Raw genomic sequence first — 14993 nt, 5'->3', positions numbered from 1 at the left:
CCGCGCTCGATACGGCCGGTCACCACGGTGCCGCGGCCCGAGATCGAGAACACGTCTTCCACCGGCATCAGGAACGGCTTGTCCACGTCGCGCTGCGGCTCCGGGATGAACGAGTCCAGCGCGTCCACCAGCTTCAGGATCGCCGGCACGCCGATCTCGCTCTGGTCGCCTTCCAGCGCCAGGCGGGCCGAACCGTGGATGATCGGGGTGTCGTCGCCCGGGAAGTCGTACTTGCTCAGCAGCTCGCGCACTTCCATCTCGACCAGCTCGAGCAGCTCGGCGTCGTCGACCATGTCGGCCTTGTTCAGGAACACCACGATGTGCGGCACGCCGACCTGGCGCGACAGCAGGATGTGCTCGCGGGTCTGCGGCATCGGGCCGTCAGCGGCCGAGCACACCAGGATCGCGCCGTCCATCTGCGCCGCACCGGTGATCATGTTCTTGACGTAGTCCGCGTGACCCGGGCAATCCACGTGCGCGTAGTGGCGCGTCGGGGATTCGTATTCCACGTGGGCGGTCGAGATCGTGATGCCGCGCGCCTTCTCTTCCGGCGCCGCGTCGATCGCGTCATACGCCTTGAACTCGCCGCCGAAGCGCTCTGCGCCGATCTTGGTCAGCGCCGCGGTCAGCGTGGTCTTGCCGTGGTCGACGTGACCGATGGTGCCGACGTTGACGTGCGGCTTGGTGCGCTCGAACTTACCCTTGGCCATGGCTGCTTCTTCTCGGTGATCGTAGAAAGATTTGACGACTGAATATGGTGCTCACGAAAGGAATCGAACCTTCGACCTCCTCCTTACCAAGGAGGTGCTCTACCGACTGAGCTACGTGAGCGTTGTTCTATTGTGGCACAAGCGCGTTCAATGGAGCGGGAGACGGGAATCGAACCCGCACCATCAGCTTGGAAGGCTGAGGTTCTACCGTTGAACTACTCCCGCTACGGGATGCCGCACTGCCACAACAAAATAACTGGTGGAGGGAGGTGGATTCGAACCACCGAAGGCGTAAGCCAGCAGATTTACAGTCTGCCCCCGTTGGCCGCTTGGGTATCCCTCCAACTTACCCACTCGAACCCGGCTGCAAGGCCGAAATCAGAGAGGGGTGAAACAGCCCGCTATTCTTCCCTGACATCCCCGCCTTGTCAACAGTATTTTGACGCGATGTCGCAGGAAATCGTCGCGGCCCGCATGCGCCCGGCCGGGGCGCACGCACGCCTCAGACGTTGAAGCGGAAATGCAGGATATCGCCTTCCTGCACGCGGTATTCCTTGCCTTCCAGACGCAGGCGCCCGGCTTCCTTGGCCCCTGCCTCGCCCTTGTACTTGATGAAGTCGTCGTAGGCGATGGTTTCGGCGCGGATGAAGCCCTTCTCGAAGTCGGTGTGGATCACCGCCGCGGCCTGCGGCGCGGTCGACCCGGCCTTGACCGTCCAGGCGCGCACTTCCTTCACGCCGGCGGTGAAATAGGTCTGCAGCCCCAGCAGGGTGTAACCGGCGCGAATCACCCGGTTCAGGCCCGGCTCGTTAAGACCCAGATCGGCCAGGAACGCATCGCGGTCGGCGTCGTCCAGCTGCGATAGCTCTTCCTCGATCGCCGCCGACACCGGCACCACCTCGGCGCCCTCGGCGGCGGCATGCGCACGCACCGCATCCAGGTGCGGATTGTTCTCGAACCCGTCTTCCAGCACGTTGGCGATGTACATCACCGGCTTGAGGGTGAGCAGGAACAGATCGCGCACCAGCGCCTTCTCCTCCTCGTCCAGGCCGGCGTTGCGCCCGGCCTTGCCCTCGGCCAGCGCGGCCTGCAGCTTGGCCAGCACCGGCTTGCGCGCCGCCGCGTCCTTGTCGCCACCCTTGGCCGAGCGCTCGGCGCGGTTGAGCGCCTTCTCCACGCTGTCCAGGTCGGCCAGGGCCAACTCGGTATCGATGGTCTCGATGTCGGAGACCGGGTCGACCTTGTTGTTCACGTGGATGATGTCGCCATGCTCGAAGCAGCGCACCACGTGGGTGATCGCATCGACCTCGCGGATGTGCGCCAGGAACTTGTTGCCCAGGCCCTCACCGCTGGCCGCACCGGCGACCAGGCCGGCGATGTCGACGAACTCGACCGCGGTCGGCACGACCTTCTGCGGATTGATGATCGCCGCCAGCGCGTTCAGACGCGGATCCGGCACCGGCACCACGCCCACGTTCGGCTCGATGGTGCAGAACGGGAAATTGGCCGCGGCGATGCCCGCCTTGGTCAGCGCATTGAACAGGGTCGACTTGCCGACGTTGGGCAGGCCGACGATGCCGCATTTGATGCCCATGTTTCAGATTCCGGGATTTGGGATTCGGGATTGGAGATTCGCCCAGCCGCGCGGCCGCGAATCCCCAATCCCCAATCACGCGCCCCTGCTCGTATGCAACCGCTTCATCGCCTCGTTGAAGTCGCCCTGCACGGCCAGCGGCAGCACCTCGATGGCGTCGTCGATGGCGCGGTCGATGAGCACCTGGTCGTCCTTGCCGGCGCGTCCCAGCACCCACGGCACCACCTTGTCCTTGTGGCCGGGATGGCCGATGCCAATGCGCAGGCGGTGGAAGCCAGCATGCCCGAGCAGACGGATGGTATCGCGCAGTCCGTTCTGGCCGCCGTGGCCGCCGTCGAACTTGAGCCGCGCCGTACCTGGCGCGAGGTCCAGCTCGTCATGCGCCAGCAGCGCCTGCGCCGGTTCGATCTTCCAGAAGCGCAATGCGGCCGTCACCGACTTGCCGCTGAGATTCATGAAGGTGGCCGGCTTCAGCAGCCAGACCGCCTGCCCCGCGACCTCGATCTTGGTGGTCTCGCCGAACAGCTTGGCGTCCACGCTCCAGCGCGCGCCGGCCCGCTCGGCCAACGCGTCGACAAAACGAAACCCGGCGTTGTGCCGGGTGTTCGCGTGTTCGGCACCGGGATTGCCCAGGCCGACGATCAGACGCAGACCAGTCATGCGCAATGCATCGCCGCAGCATCCGGACCGAAGTCCGGACGCTGCGCAGGCGATTACTTGCCGTCCTTCTTGGCCGGCTCGGCAGCGGCAGCCGCCGCGTCGGTGGCTTCCGGCTCTTCCTCGACACGACCGTGCTTGGCGATGACCACCGCCACGTCGTGCTCCTTGCCCAGCTTCAGTTCCGGCAGCTCGACGCCGGCCGGCAACTTCAGGTCGGACAGATGGATCACGTCGCCGACCGACAGCGCCGACAGGTCGACTTCGACGAACTCCGGCAGGTCCTTCGGCAGGCACACGACCTGGATTTCGTTCAGCTCGTGGGTCACGACCACTTCGGCCGACTTGCCGGCCGGGGACACGTCCTCGTTGAGGAAGTGCAGCGGCACCGACGCGTGCAGCGCCTCGTTGTCGTTCACGCGCTGGAAGTCGATGTGCATGATCAGCTGCTTGAACGGGTGACGCTGCATATCGCGCAGCAGCACCTTTTGCACGTCGCCGTTCAGGCTCAGGCTGAGGATGGACGAATAGAACCAGTCGTTCTGGCTGGCCAGCCAGACTTCGTTGTGGTCGAGCTGGATGTTGACCGGCTTCAGATCGCCACCGTAGACGATCGCCGGGATCAGGCCGTCGCGACGGAGGCGGCGGCTCGCACCCTTGCCCTCGACTTCGCGGCGCTGAACCTTGATTTCATGCGTGGTTGCCATTTGCGTTTACTACCTTGGTTGAATGAACCGCCTCGCGGCGGTTTTGATGACTCTTCCGCGACCAGAAGAGTCTGTGTAGAGCAGGGATTGGAGATTCGGGATTGGGGATTCGCCGAAGCGGCGCTGTTGCGAATCCCGAATTTCGAATCCCCAATCCCCGCCCTTGAATCAATCGACGTACAACGAACTCACCGACTCGCCGAAGGCGATGCGGCGAATGGTTTCGGCCAGCAGTTCGGCGACGCTGAGCTGGCGGATCTTGCCGCAGGCGCGGGCGGCCTCCGACAGCGGAATGGTGTCGGTGACCACCAGTTCGTCCAGCTGCGAATTGCTGATGTTGCTCACCGCCGGGCCGGACAGTACCGGGTGCGTGCAGTACGCGGCGACCTTCAGTGCGCCGCGCTCCTTCAGCGCGGCCGCGGCGGCGCACAGGGTGCCGGCGGTGTCGACGATGTCGTCGACCAACACGCAGGTCTTGCCCTCGACGTCGCCGATGATGTTCATCACCGTGGACACGTTGGCGCGCGGACGGCGCTTGTCGATGATCGCCAGGTCCGCATCGTCCAGGCGCTTGGCCACGGCGCGGGCGCGCACCACGCCGCCCACGTCCGGCGACACCACGATCAGGTTGTCGGTGCCGTAGGCGCGCCAGATGTCGGCCAGCAGCAGCGGCGAGGCGTAGACATTGTCGACCGGGATGTCGAAGAAGCCCTGGATCTGGTCGGCGTGCAGGTCCACGGTCAGCACGCGGTCGGCATTGACCGCGCTGAACATCTTCGCCGCGACCTTGGCGGTGATCGGCACGCGCGAGGAGCGCATGCGCCGGTCCTGCCGCGAGTAACCGAAGTACGGCACCACCGCGGTGACGCTGGCGGCGCTGGCGCGCTTGAGCGCGTCGATGATCACCAGCAGCTCCATCAGGTTCTCTGCGCTGGGCGCGCAGGTCGGCTGGATCACGAACACTTCCTGCCGGCGCACGTTCTCCTCGATCTCCACCTGCACTTCGCCGTCGGAGAAGCTGGAGACCATCGCCTTGCCGGGGCGTACGCCCAGCTCGCGGCAGATGCTTTTGGCCAGGGGCTTGTTGGCGTTGCCGGAGAACACCAGCAGGTTGCGTTGGTCTTGCATGAGGAGTCTCTCGGGTGGCTGCAAAGAGCGTGTGGCGAAAATAAAGATGAATCGGAAAGCCAGGCGGAGCGACGCTTCTACCTGTTGAACCCCCGCACATGGATGTGCGGGCTTTTGCGAGGGACTCGCATAATGGCAGGGGCGGTAGGATTCGAACCTACGAATGCCAGGATCAAAACCTGGTGCCTTGGGCCTCTTGGCGACGCCCCTGCGTAAACCTGTGTCAAGCCTCCAGCGCGTCGAGCAGCGGCGAACGCGGGACACCACCTGCCACCCAGGCGCGCATCCCATCCGGCAAGTCCGCCAGCGCGCGCACGGCGGCAGCGCGATCGGCGAACTCGACGAAACAACCGCTCCCCGACCCGGTCAGGCGTGGCGTACCGATCCGCGCCAGCGCCTGGAACGTGGCCTGGACGGCCGGTTCGCGGCGAAGCAGGACCGGCTCGAACGCGTTACCGAGCAGGAAACCTGAAACGAAGTCCGCTATTTTCGCGGGCGCAGCATCCCGCGTCAAATCCGGGGACTGGAACAGCGCCGCGGTGGGCACGTGCACGCCAGGATCGGCCAGCACATACCAGGCCGGCGGCAGGGCGAGCGGGGTCAGTTGCTCGCCCACGCCTTCGGCCCAGGCGTCGCGCCCGCGCACGAACACCGGCACATCCGCACCCAGCGACAGGCCGAGGCCGGCCAGGGCGTCCTCGTCCAGCCCGGCGCCCCACAGCGCGTTCAGCGCCACCAGTGCGGTCGCCGCATCGGACGAGCCACCGCCGAAGCCACCGCCCGCCGGAATGCGCTTTTCGACGCAGATATCCACACCTTGCGCGACATTCGCCGCTTTTTGCAGCAGCCGCGCGGCGCGCACCAGCAAGTCGTCGGCCTCGGCGACACCGGCCACGGAGGGGCCGATCCGCGCCACCACCCCGTCCGCGCGCGGCCGCAGATGCACCGTATCGCCCCAGTCCAACAGGCGGAACACGGTCTGCAACTGGTGGTAGCCGTCCGCTCGGCGGCCGGTGATCTGCAGAAACAGGTTCAGCTTCGCCGGGGCCGGCCAGGACGACCAGCCCCCGTCGACGGCCGCGCTCATGGCGCCGGAATGTCCCAGTGATCCACCAGCAAGCGCACCTTGGCGTCGCCACTGCGCGCCTCGATGCGCCGCGGCAGGGCCGGCTGGCCGTCACTGGGCGGGTACCACTCCTGGAACTCGATGTCCCAGCCCATCTGCCGCAAGGTGCGCGGCCGCCCCTGGGCATCGTAGTCCACGTGTTCGGGCGCTTCGGTATCCCACGCCACCTGCCCGCGCACCCACTGCGGCAACAAATTGACCGGGATTTCCCAGCCGGTCGCTTCCAGCAGCAGTTGTTCGGCGTTTTCGCCTTCGCGCGGCCCGCCCTCCATGCCTTCCAGGCGCCCGGCCTCGGAGTGGCTGTCGCCGATCAGGCGCCAGCTCTGCCGGGTCACCGGCGCGCTGAGTTGCACCTCGTATTGGCGATGCTGCTGCTTCCAGTCGATGCGGCCGCTGCCGCCATTGCGGCCGTTGCTGATCGCGACCCGCCCCTGGAACGCCCAGTCCGGATGCGCCTGCAGCCACTGCGCGCGCGCCGCCTCGGCCTGCTGCGCGGCGGCATCGGGCGTGCCGACGGCGGCCGGCGCCGCGGTGCGGGTCGGCAGCGCGCTGCAGCCGGCCAGCAGCAGCCCGGCGGCCAGCGTCCACGCGGCGCGCAGGCCAGGCCTCACGGGTTCACCTGTTCCAGGGCGCGGCGCAGCGCGCGATTGTCCGGGTCGAGCTTGCGCGCCTCGTCGAAGTACTTGTTGGCCTCTTCGTGCTTGCCCTGCTCCCACAGCACCTGGCCGATGTGCGCGGCGATCTCCGGATCCTTCACCTGGCTCCAGGCGCGGCGCAGCTGCACCAGCGCCTCCTGGGTCTTGCCGAGCCTGTAGAGCACCCAGCCGTAGCTGTCGATGATCGCGGCATTGTCGGGGTCGGCGGTGCGGGCGCGATCGATCAGCTGCAACGCCTCGCGATAGCGCTTGGTGCGATCGGCCAGGGTGTAGCCGAGCGCGTTCAGCGCCGCCACGTTCTCCGGCTCGGTGACCAGGATCTTGCGCAGGTCGGCCTCGGCGCGATCGATGCGGTCGCGGCGCTCCCAGGACAGCCCGCGCGCGTACAGCAGCGCGTTGTCGTCCGGATACGCGGCCAGGCCGCGTTCGAACACCTGCAGCTCGCCGGCATCGTCGCCGCTGCGCTGGCGCAGTTCCGCCTCCAGCACGTAGGCGTCGCGGCGCGCGGCATCGTCGGCCTCGGCATCGTCCTGCAGCGCGCGCGCCTCGGCGAAGGCCGCGTCCTTCTGGCCCAGCGCGTACAGCGCGCCGGCGGCGCGCAGCCGCGCCTCGCTGCGCAGCGGGCCACCCGGCACGCCGCGGTACCAGTCCACCGCTTCCTGGTTGCGCTTGAGGAACTCGGCGATCTTGCCGAGCAGCAGGCGCCGCTCCGGGTCTGGCCGGTCGGCGCCCTTGCGCAACTCGTCGTACAGCGCGGTCAAGGCGGCGTTGTCCTGCAGCTTGGCCAGCATCGAGGCGCGCAGGCCGTAGTTCTGCGTGGTCTGCGACCCCAGCGCCAGCACCCGCGCCGCGGCAGCGGTGTCGCCGATCGCGTCGTAGGCATAGGCCAGTGCGGTGCGCAGTTCCGGATCGCCCGCCACCTTCGGCTCCACGCCCTGCAGCAGCGCGCGCGCCTGCTCGGTCTTGCCCGCCTGCTGCAGCTGGGTGGCATGCAGCAGCGCCACGCGCGGCTCCTGCGGGAAGCGCTTGACCAACTGGTCGACGATGCGCTCGGCCAGCTTGGGCTGGTCCAGGCGCAGCGCCAGGCGCCCGAACTCCTGCCATGCCTCGAGCTGGTCGGGAATGGCATTGGCGTCGAGCAACTGGTCCAGGGCCTTGGCCGCCACCTCCGGATCGCGGTTGCCGCTGACCAGGGCGATCAGGGCGAAGCGCCAGCCGCGCGGGTCCTTGTCGCGCAGCAAGGCCACCAGCAGGCTGCGCGCCTGGCGCAGGTTGCCGTTGCGCAGGGCCAGCGAGGCCTCGGCGCTGCGCATGGCCAGCGACTCGGGCGCGCGCTGCCGCCACAGCGCCAGGGCCTGGGCGGCGGCGGCGCTGTCGTTGGCCAGCATCGCGATGCGGGTGGCGCGTTCGGCCAGGCCGGCGTCGCCGGGGCTGTCGTTGGCGGCCTGCAGGTACCAGCGCGAGGCGTCGGCCAGTTGCCCGGCCTGCAGGGCGAACTCGCCGGCCAGGACCGGGGTCATCACGTCCTGGGCGGGGCTCGGCGCCTTGGCCGCGGCCGGTGCGGCCACGGCGGCGATTGCGGACAGCAGCAGAATGGTACGGATGCGAATCAATGCGGGCATCGGAAGCGGCCGGGCCGTAAAATGGGGCCCTGAATGGCCAGCAGCTTATCGCAAGCAACTGAACAGATGACGTTGTGGGTGCTCGGATTGAACCACCAGACCGCGCCGGTCGACCTGCGCGAACGGGTGGCATTCGCCGGTGACGCATTGCCGCGCGCGCTGCAATCGCTGCGCGCGCTGCCCGACGTCGCCGAGGCGGCGCTGCTGTCCACCTGCAATCGCACCGAGCTGTACGCCATCGCCGGCGATGCGCAGCACCTGGCCGACTGGCTGGATTCGCACGCCGCCGGCCTGCACGGTTATCTGTATCAGCACCAGGACGCCGACGCGGTGCGGCACCTGTTCCGGGTCGCCACCGGGCTGGACTCGATGGTGCTGGGCGAGCCGCAGATCCTCGGCCAGGTGAAGGACGCCTGGTCGCTGGCGCGCGAGCACGGGGCGATGGGCAGCCGCCTGGATCGCCTGTTCCAGCAGACCTTCTCGGTGGCCAAGCGCGCGCGCACCGACACCCGGGTCGGCGCCAATCCGGTCTCGGTCGCCTCCACCGCGGTGCGCCTGGCGCAGAGTTCCTTCGCCCGGCTCAGCGAATCCACCGTGCTGCTGGTCGGCGCCGGCGAGACCATCGAGCTGGCCGCCAAGCATCTCAGCGAGGGCCGCGTGCGGCGCCTGCTGATCGCCAACCGCACCCTCGCCCACGCGCAGGAGCTGGCCAGCCGCCACGGCGGCGTGGCGCTGCCGCTGAGCGAACTGGAGCGCCACCTGCACGAGGCCGACGTGGTGTTCTCGGCCACCGCCGCGCGCGAGCCGGTGGTGACCCGGGCGCAGGTCGAGCAGGCGCTGCGTGCGCGCAAGCATAAGCCGATGCTGCTGTTCGACCTGGCGGTGCCGCGCGACATCGAGGCCGGCGTGGCCGACCTGGCCGACGCCTACCTGTACACCGTCGACGACCTGGAGCGCGCGGTCGAGGACAACCGCCGCGGCCGCCGCGAGGCCGCCGAAGCGGCCGAGGCGATCATCGACCTGCAGGTCGTGCGCTACATGGAGGCGCTGCAGGCCAGCACCCGCCAGGCGCCGCTCAAGCGCCTGCGTGCGCACGGCGACAGCACCCGCGACGACGTGCTGGCCAAGGCGCGGCAGCAACTGGCGCACGGCAAGCCCGCCGACGAGGTGCTGGAGTTCCTCGCCAACACCCTGACCAACCGCCTGCTGCATCCGCCCACCGCGGCGCTGCGCGAGGCGGCGCTGCGCGGCGACGCCGAGCTGGCCCGCGCCGCCGAGCGTCTGTTCCCGGAGAAGCCGGGCTATTTCCACCCCATCCTGAAGACCGATGACACCGACCCTGCGCCGTAAGCTGGAGGCGCTGGCCGAGCGTCGCGAAGAACTCGAACGCCTGCTGTCCGACCCCGAGGTGGTGAGCGACAACACGCGCTTCCGCGATTACTCGCGCGAGTTCGCGCAACTGGAGCCGGTCGCCGCCGCGCTGGCCGCCGAGGCCGCGGCCAAGGCCGACCTGGCCTCGGCCGAGGCGATGCGCGCCGATCCGGAACTGCGCGAACTGGCCGAGGAGGAAATCGGCGCCGCGCAGGCGCGCCTGGCCGAACTGGACGCGGAACTGGCGCTGCTGCTGGTGCCGCGCGATCCGCGCGACGACGGCAACCTGTTCCTGGAAGTGCGCGCCGGCACCGGCGGCGACGAGGCGGCGATCTTCGCCGGCGACCTGTTCCGCATGTACGCGCGCTACGCCGAGCGCCAGGGCTGGAAGGTGGAAGTGGAATCGGACAGCCCCGGCGAGCACGGCGGCTACAAGGAGGTCGTGGCGCGCATCGTCGGCCGCGGCGCCTATTCCAAACTGAAGTTCGAATCCGGCACGCACCGCGTGCAGCGCGTGCCGGCGACCGAGTCGCAGGGCCGCATCCACACCTCCGCGGCGACGGTGGCGATCATTCCCGAGGCCGACGACGTGGAGGAAATCGCGATCAACCCGGCCGACCTGAAGATCGACACCTTCCGCTCCTCCGGCGCCGGCGGCCAGCACGTCAACAAGACCGAGTCGGCGATCCGCATCACCCATGTGCCCAGCGGCGTGGTGGTGGAGTGCCAGACCGAACGCAGCCAGCATGCCAACCGCGACAAGGCGCTGAAGCGGCTCAAGGCGCAGCTGCTGGAGGCCGAGCGCAGCAAGCAGGCCGCGGCCGAGGCGCAGGACCGCAAGCTGCAGGTCGGCAGCGGCGACCGCAGCCAGCGCATCCGCACCTACAACTTCCCGCAGGGCCGCATCACCGATCACCGCGTCGAGGGCCTGACCCTGTACGACCTGCCGAACGTGATCGAGGGCGACCTGGATGCACTGATCGGACGGCTGAGCCACGAGCACCAGGTCGACGAACTGGCGCGCCTGAGCGACAGCCCATGAGCGTGCGCGTGCGCCAGGCCGATGCGCAGGACCTGCCGGCGCTGGCAGCGCTGTTCGACGCCTACCGACAGTTCTACGGGCAGGCGCCGGATGCGGCGACCGCGTACGCCTTCCTGGCCGCGCGCCTGGCCAACGCCGAATCGGTCGTGCTGCTGGCCGAGCGCGATGCGCAGGCGGCCGGCTTCGTGCAGTTGTATCCGTCCTTCTCCTCGGTGCGGGCGGCGCGGGTGTGGATCCTCAACGATCTGTATGTGGCGCCTGCACACCGCCGTCATGGCGTGGCGCAAGCGCTGCTGCACGCCGCCGAACGCCACGCCGCGGCCGATGGCGCGGTGCGCATCGTGCTGGAGACGGCGCAGGACAATCTGTCCGCGCAGGCGCTGTACCGCGCCTGCGGCTGGCAGCAGGACCTGAGTGCGCAGCACTACGTCAAGGCGCTGGTGCCGTGAGCATGCGCCGCACGCGGTCGGTCGCGGCCATCACGGCCGCATGAACGGCGGCGGCGCCGACGAACGCCTGCGACTGCAGGCCGCGGTACGGCGCGATCCACAGGATTTCCTGGCCTGGGTGATGCTCGCCGACGCCGAGCTCGGCGCCGGCGCGGTGGCGGCAGGCGAACAGGCGGCCCTGCGCGCGCTGCAGTTGCGCCCGGGCCATCCGGAAGCGCTGGCGCGGCTGGGCCGGGTGCGCTGGACCCATGGCCGCTATGCCGAGGCCGCGCAGGCGTTGCGCGAGGCGCTGCAGCAAGCGCCGCAGCACCCGGGCATCGCGGTGTGGCTGGGCCACGCGCTGGAGGACAACGGCGAGGCCGAAGCCGCGGCGCAGGCCTACGCGCATGCGCACGCCCTGCTACCGCAGGAACCGTCGATCGCCGCCTACCTGCTGAACTGGCGCCGCAAGCTGTGCGACTGGCGCGGACTGGACGCGCTGTCGCAGCAGGTGCGCAGCGCGGTACGGCAGGGACACCCGGCGATCGAACCGTTCGCCTTCCTCAACGAGGATGCGGGCGCGGACGAGCAACTGCGCTGCGCGCGCAACCGCGCCCAGGCGCTGGCGCGCACCCTGACGCCACTACCGGCCACGCAGGTGCGCCGCGATGGCGCGCTGCGCGTCGGCTTCCTGTCCAACGGCTTCGGTGCGCACCCCACCGGCCTGCTGACCGTCGCCCCGTTCGAGCACCTGCGCACGCATGCCGACCTGCAGGTGCACCTGTTCGCGCTCAACGGCGACGACCGCAGCGCGCTCCGCGCACGCCTGCAGGCCGCCGCACACGCGTGGCACGCCGTGGCCGGACTGCCGCATCGGCAGATCGCACAGTGCATCCGCGACGCCGGCATCGACCTGCTGTTCGATCTGCGCGGCTGGGGCGGCGGCGGCACGCCGGAAGTGCTGGCGCTGCGCCCTGCGCCGGTGCAACTGAACTGGCTGGCCTACCCCGGCACCTCCGGCGCGCCGTGGATCGACTACGTGGTCGGCGACGCCTATGCGTTGCCGCCGGCGCTGGCCGCGCACTACAGCGAGCGGGTGCTGCGGCTGCCACGCGCCTTCCAGCCGTCCGACGCCACCCGCCACGTCGGCGATCCACCTTCGCGCCGCAACTGCGGCCTGCCCGAGCGTGGCACCGTGTTCTGCTGCTTCAACAACAGCTACAAGCTCGGCCCGCGCAGCATGGCGCGGATGCTGGAGGTGCTGCGGCAGGTGCCCGACAGCGTGCTGTGGCTGCTGTCCGGCCCGGGCCAGGCCGACGACCGGCTGCGCGCGGCCGCCTCTGCGGCCGGCGTGGAGCCGACGCGCCTGCGCTTCATGCCCAAGCTGGCACACCCGGACTATCTGGCGCGCTACCGGCACGCCGACCTGTTCCTGGACACGCATCCGTACAACGCCCACACCACCGCGTCCGATGCCCTATGGGCCGGCTGCCCGGTGCTGACCTGCCCCGACAGCACCTTCGCCGCACGCGTGGCCGGCAGCCTCAACCATCATCTCGGCCTGGACGAGATGAATGCCGCCGACGACGAAGCGTTCGTCGCCGCCGCGGTGCGCCTGGGTCGCGATCCCGCGGCGCTGCAGGCGCTGCGCGAGCGGCTGCACGCGCGGCGCGCGGACAGCGGCCTGTTCGACATGCAAGGGTTCGCCGACGACTTCGCAACGCTGCTGCGCGACACCGCTTCGCACCACGGTTGGCAAAGCGCAGCTTCGGCCTGATCGATCGTTTGCGGATGCGCCACAGGGCCGCGGCGGCGCATCAAACAACGCACTGCATGGCGACGTCGCCATCAGCATCGCCGCGGGTACATGCGCATCGCCGCCTCTCATCGCCGAGCGCACGCAAGGTCATGGCGCACCCATGGGATGAACGACCCGCCGCTGCAGGTCGCAGCGACGCGGCCAACGGCAGCCAGCGAGGCGGATGTGCGCATTCGCCCATATCGCAAACCGAGCCACCGTAGCGCTTGACCTCAAGTCAACTTGAGGTCCGACACTGCGCGCACGCTCCCCGTGCAGATCCCGCGATGTCGATGTCGCTGCCGTTCCCGATCCCAACGCCCGTCTCTTCCGCACCCGCGCGCAGCATGCTGCTTGCCGAGGCGCCTCTTCCCGACCGCATCGCATTGCTCGATCGCGTGCGCGGCCTGTGCGACCACCGCCTGCATGCGCTGACCTGGATGGAGTCCCTGGGCGATACGCCCGACCTGCTGTACGCACGCTGCTGCTGCGACGCGGCGCCCGAACTGCATGAACTGCTGCGCGCACGTCTGCCGGGGCTGCGTAGGACACTGCGCCGTTATCGGCGCATTCGCAGTGGCGTGTCCGATCCGCACCGTGCGCCATCCTGTGTGGTGGTGACACGGATCGCGACACGCGATGCAGCGCAGGCACAGGGTCGTGCCGATACCGCCTTCGCCGCTCTGCAGGATGGCGCGCATGCGCTGCGCGGGTTGATCGCCGCGCATCTGTATCTGTCCGACGACGGCCGCACCCTGCTCGAATGCACCGAGTGGCTCAGCGCCGACGCGCAGCGACGCGCACTGCAGCGCGAGCCCGAGCGCCTGCCGCTGGCCGCCGATCGTGCCGCCAGCGTACGCCGCTTCCGGCCACGCACGCTGGCTCTGACATGAAAAGATGGCGACCACGTCGCACGCAGGTCTGGATCGACCGACACGCGCGACCATGCCGCTCCATCGCATCCTGGGCGATCGACCAGCGAAGCGGCTCACCGCTCCGGATGAATATTCCGATGCGCGGCCATGCCGCAATCAGATGTTCGCCCCTCGGCAATCAGGCTTGCGCCGAGTGCCCCCTCCTCCCGCGCCAACGATAGTGGCCCTGTCGCGCTGCAACGCGCGGCGACCGGCGTGCCCTGCCAGGCCCCGCCCATACCCGTGCCTGATCAATGAGGAGACTCGCCATGGCTTTCGAAGTGCTGATCGGCGTCGCGCGCAATGCCGACACCGCCGCAATCACCAACAACACCGCCGTCCGCATGACCGGCGCGGCGAACGGCAACGGCACCGTGTTCCTGCGCGCGGATCCCGATGGTTTCGCCGAAAAGGACACCACCTTCCTGCATATCCGCAGCCAGGACGCCTGGATTCACGTGGAGGGCGCAACCATCCTGCAATTCACCATCGGCAATCGCCTGATCAATACGCCGATCCTCAGCATGAAGCGGCTCGATCGCGATTAGGCGCCGGCATCGGCCTCACGCGGGGCCGACACGCCACGCAGCCTGCCTCTGCCGGGTGCGGGCCGGTCTCATCCGGCAGGCGATGGCCGCGGCGCCACCGCAGCTGAAGCGGCGGCGCAGGCAGGCTATACGCCGGCCGGGCGAGCCGCTAGGCTGCCGCCATGAGCGCCAACGCCGATTTCATCGCCTTGAACCTGTGCGTGCTGACCGTCTCGGACACGCGCACCCCCGAACAGGACAGCTCCGGCGACTACCTGGTCGCCGCCCTCGTCGGCGCCGGCCATCGCCTGCACGCACGGGAGCTGCTGCCGGACGACCGCTACCGGATGCGCGCCACGGTCTCGGCCTGGATCGCCGACCCCGAGGTGGACGGCATCCTGGTCACCGGCGGCACTGGCTTCACCGGCCGCGATTCCACGCCCGAGGCCCTGCTGCCGCTACTGGACAAGCAGATGCCGGGGTTCGGCGAACTGTTCCGTGCGATCAGCGTCGAGGAGATCGGCACCTCCTCGCTGCAGTCGCGCGCCTTCGCCGGCCTGGCCAACGCCACCTTCCTGTTCTGCCTGCCCGGCTCCACCTCGGCCTGCCGCACGGCCTGGGAGCGGATCATCGCCGCGCAACTGGATGCCCGCACCCGCCCCTGCAATCTGGCCACGCTGCGCCCGCGGCTGAAGGAATGACCTGGACTCCCG

Annotated in this window: 15 protein-coding genes and 4 tRNA genes; 7 read left to right on the top strand and 12 right to left on the bottom strand. The window is 69.2% G+C overall.

Annotated features, from left to right (window positions below):
• The 12 genes from GGR71_RS10780 to GGR71_RS10725 form a co-directional block, all read right to left on the bottom strand.
• The coding region (locus GGR71_RS10780) for a GTP-binding protein (protein WP_184451908.1) at window positions 1–710 on the bottom strand (710 nt) is incomplete at its 3' end.
• 45 nt (window positions 711–755) lie between these two features.
• Window positions 756–831, bottom strand: a tRNA-Thr gene (locus tag GGR71_RS10775).
• Between the two features lie 30 nt (window positions 832–861).
• A tRNA-Gly gene (locus tag GGR71_RS10770) sits at window positions 862–935 on the bottom strand.
• A 32-nt stretch (window positions 936–967) separates the two neighbouring features.
• Window positions 968–1053: transfer RNA gene (locus GGR71_RS10765), tRNA-Tyr, on the bottom strand.
• Between the two features lie 159 nt (window positions 1054–1212).
• On the bottom strand, window positions 1213–2304 hold the full coding sequence (gene ychF / locus GGR71_RS10760) for a redox-regulated ATPase YchF (protein ID WP_160959215.1): 1092 nt from the start codon (window positions 2302–2304) through the stop codon (window positions 1213–1215).
• 75 nt (window positions 2305–2379) lie between these two features.
• Complete coding sequence (pth, locus tag GGR71_RS10755; RefSeq protein ID WP_160959213.1) at window positions 2380–2964, bottom strand: aminoacyl-tRNA hydrolase; 585 nt, start codon at window positions 2962–2964, stop codon at window positions 2380–2382.
• Between the two features lie 53 nt (window positions 2965–3017).
• Window positions 3018–3668, bottom strand: coding sequence for a 50S ribosomal protein L25/general stress protein Ctc (locus tag GGR71_RS10750; protein WP_160959210.1), 651 nt, complete (start codon window positions 3666–3668; stop codon window positions 3018–3020).
• 168 nt (window positions 3669–3836) lie between these two features.
• Window positions 3837–4796 carry a ribose-phosphate diphosphokinase gene (locus GGR71_RS10745; RefSeq protein ID WP_017911658.1) on the bottom strand — a complete coding sequence of 320 codons (960 nt, stop codon included), beginning with the start codon at window positions 4794–4796 and terminating at the stop codon, window positions 3837–3839.
• 133 nt (window positions 4797–4929) lie between these two features.
• Window positions 4930–5006: transfer RNA gene (locus tag GGR71_RS10740), tRNA-Gln, on the bottom strand.
• 13 nt (window positions 5007–5019) lie between these two features.
• The gene (gene ispE, locus GGR71_RS10735; protein ID WP_160959208.1) at window positions 5020–5883 is read right to left on the bottom strand and encodes a 4-(cytidine 5'-diphospho)-2-C-methyl-D-erythritol kinase; all 864 of its coding nucleotides are present in this window, start codon (window positions 5881–5883) and stop codon (window positions 5020–5022) included.
• Entirely contained in the window at window positions 5880–6533 is a 654-nt protein-coding gene (gene lolB, locus GGR71_RS10730; RefSeq protein ID WP_160959205.1) for a lipoprotein insertase outer membrane protein LolB, read from the bottom strand. Before lolB ends, ispE begins: the two co-directional genes overlap by 4 nt.
• Window positions 6530–8200: a tetratricopeptide repeat protein gene (locus GGR71_RS10725; protein WP_160959202.1), complete on the bottom strand. Its 1671-nt coding sequence runs from the start codon at window positions 8198–8200 to the stop codon at window positions 6530–6532. The genes lolB and GGR71_RS10725 overlap by 4 nt, the downstream gene beginning before the upstream one ends.
• Window positions 8201–8266: 66 nt before the next feature.
• Here GGR71_RS10725 and hemA point away from each other — a divergent pair, with 66 nt between their 5' ends.
• The 7 genes from hemA to moaB all read left to right on the top strand — a co-directional run bounded on the left by hemA (window position 8267) and on the right by moaB (window position 14981).
• Window positions 8267–9550, top strand: coding sequence for a glutamyl-tRNA reductase (hemA, locus tag GGR71_RS10720; RefSeq protein ID WP_160959199.1), 1284 nt, complete (start codon window positions 8267–8269; stop codon window positions 9548–9550).
• Window positions 9528–10613, top strand: a complete 1086-nt coding sequence (prfA, locus tag GGR71_RS10715; RefSeq protein ID WP_160959197.1) for a peptide chain release factor 1 — start codon at window positions 9528–9530, stop codon at window positions 10611–10613. Before hemA ends, prfA begins: the two co-directional genes overlap by 23 nt.
• Window positions 10610–11062 carry a GNAT family N-acetyltransferase gene (locus GGR71_RS10710; RefSeq protein ID WP_160959195.1) on the top strand — a complete coding sequence of 151 codons (453 nt, stop codon included), beginning with the start codon at window positions 10610–10612 and terminating at the stop codon, window positions 11060–11062. The genes prfA and GGR71_RS10710 overlap by 4 nt, the downstream gene beginning before the upstream one ends.
• A 40-nt stretch (window positions 11063–11102) precedes the next feature.
• Entirely contained in the window at window positions 11103–12818 is a 1716-nt protein-coding gene (locus GGR71_RS10705) for an O-linked N-acetylglucosamine transferase, SPINDLY family protein (RefSeq protein ID WP_160959192.1), read from the top strand.
• A 308-nt stretch (window positions 12819–13126) separates the two neighbouring features.
• Entirely contained in the window at window positions 13127–13732 is a 606-nt protein-coding gene (locus GGR71_RS10700) for a hypothetical protein (protein ID WP_237474322.1), read from the top strand.
• A gap of 302 nt (window positions 13733–14034) precedes the next feature.
• Window positions 14035–14301, top strand: a complete 267-nt coding sequence (locus GGR71_RS10695) for a hypothetical protein (protein WP_131721595.1) — start codon at window positions 14035–14037, stop codon at window positions 14299–14301.
• A gap of 161 nt (window positions 14302–14462) precedes the next feature.
• Window positions 14463–14981 carry a molybdenum cofactor biosynthesis protein B gene (gene moaB / locus GGR71_RS10690; RefSeq protein ID WP_160959190.1) on the top strand — a complete coding sequence of 173 codons (519 nt, stop codon included), beginning with the start codon at window positions 14463–14465 and terminating at the stop codon, window positions 14979–14981.
• Window positions 14982–14993: the final 12 nt, after the last annotated feature.

Source organism: Xanthomonas sp. F1, assembly GCF_014199855.1.
Note: the sequence above shows the minus strand (reverse complement) of the source record. Positions and strands in the feature narration are given on the sequence as shown.

Excerpts from the sequence above, each read along its gene's own strand:
- prfA (WP_160959197.1), top strand. The coding sequence starts at position 9,528 with ATGACACCGACCCTGCGCCGTAAGCTGGAGGCGCTGGCCGAGCGTCGC.
- hemA (WP_160959199.1), top strand. The coding sequence starts at position 8,267 with ATGACGTTGTGGGTGCTCGGATTGAACCACCAGACCGCGCCGGTCGAC.
- moaB (WP_160959190.1), top strand. The coding sequence starts at position 14,463 with ATGAGCGCCAACGCCGATTTCATCGCCTTGAACCTGTGCGTGCTGACC.
- pth (WP_160959213.1), bottom strand. The coding sequence starts at position 2,964 with ATGACTGGTCTGCGTCTGATCGTCGGCCTGGGCAATCCCGGTGCCGAA.
- GGR71_RS10725 (WP_160959202.1), bottom strand. The coding sequence starts at position 8,200 with ATGCCCGCATTGATTCGCATCCGTACCATTCTGCTGCTGTCCGCAATC.
- GGR71_RS10705 (WP_160959192.1), top strand. The coding sequence starts at position 11,103 with ATGAACGGCGGCGGCGCCGACGAACGCCTGCGACTGCAGGCCGCGGTA.
- GGR71_RS10750 (WP_160959210.1), bottom strand. The coding sequence starts at position 3,668 with ATGGCAACCACGCATGAAATCAAGGTTCAGCGCCGCGAAGTCGAGGGC.
- GGR71_RS10745 (WP_017911658.1), bottom strand. The coding sequence starts at position 4,796 with ATGCAAGACCAACGCAACCTGCTGGTGTTCTCCGGCAACGCCAACAAG.
- ychF (WP_160959215.1), bottom strand. The coding sequence starts at position 2,304 with ATGGGCATCAAATGCGGCATCGTCGGCCTGCCCAACGTCGGCAAGTCG.
- GGR71_RS10710 (WP_160959195.1), top strand. The coding sequence starts at position 10,610 with ATGAGCGTGCGCGTGCGCCAGGCCGATGCGCAGGACCTGCCGGCGCTG.
- ispE (WP_160959208.1), bottom strand. The coding sequence starts at position 5,883 with ATGAGCGCGGCCGTCGACGGGGGCTGGTCGTCCTGGCCGGCCCCGGCG.
- GGR71_RS10700 (WP_237474322.1), top strand. The coding sequence starts at position 13,127 with ATGTCGATGTCGCTGCCGTTCCCGATCCCAACGCCCGTCTCTTCCGCA.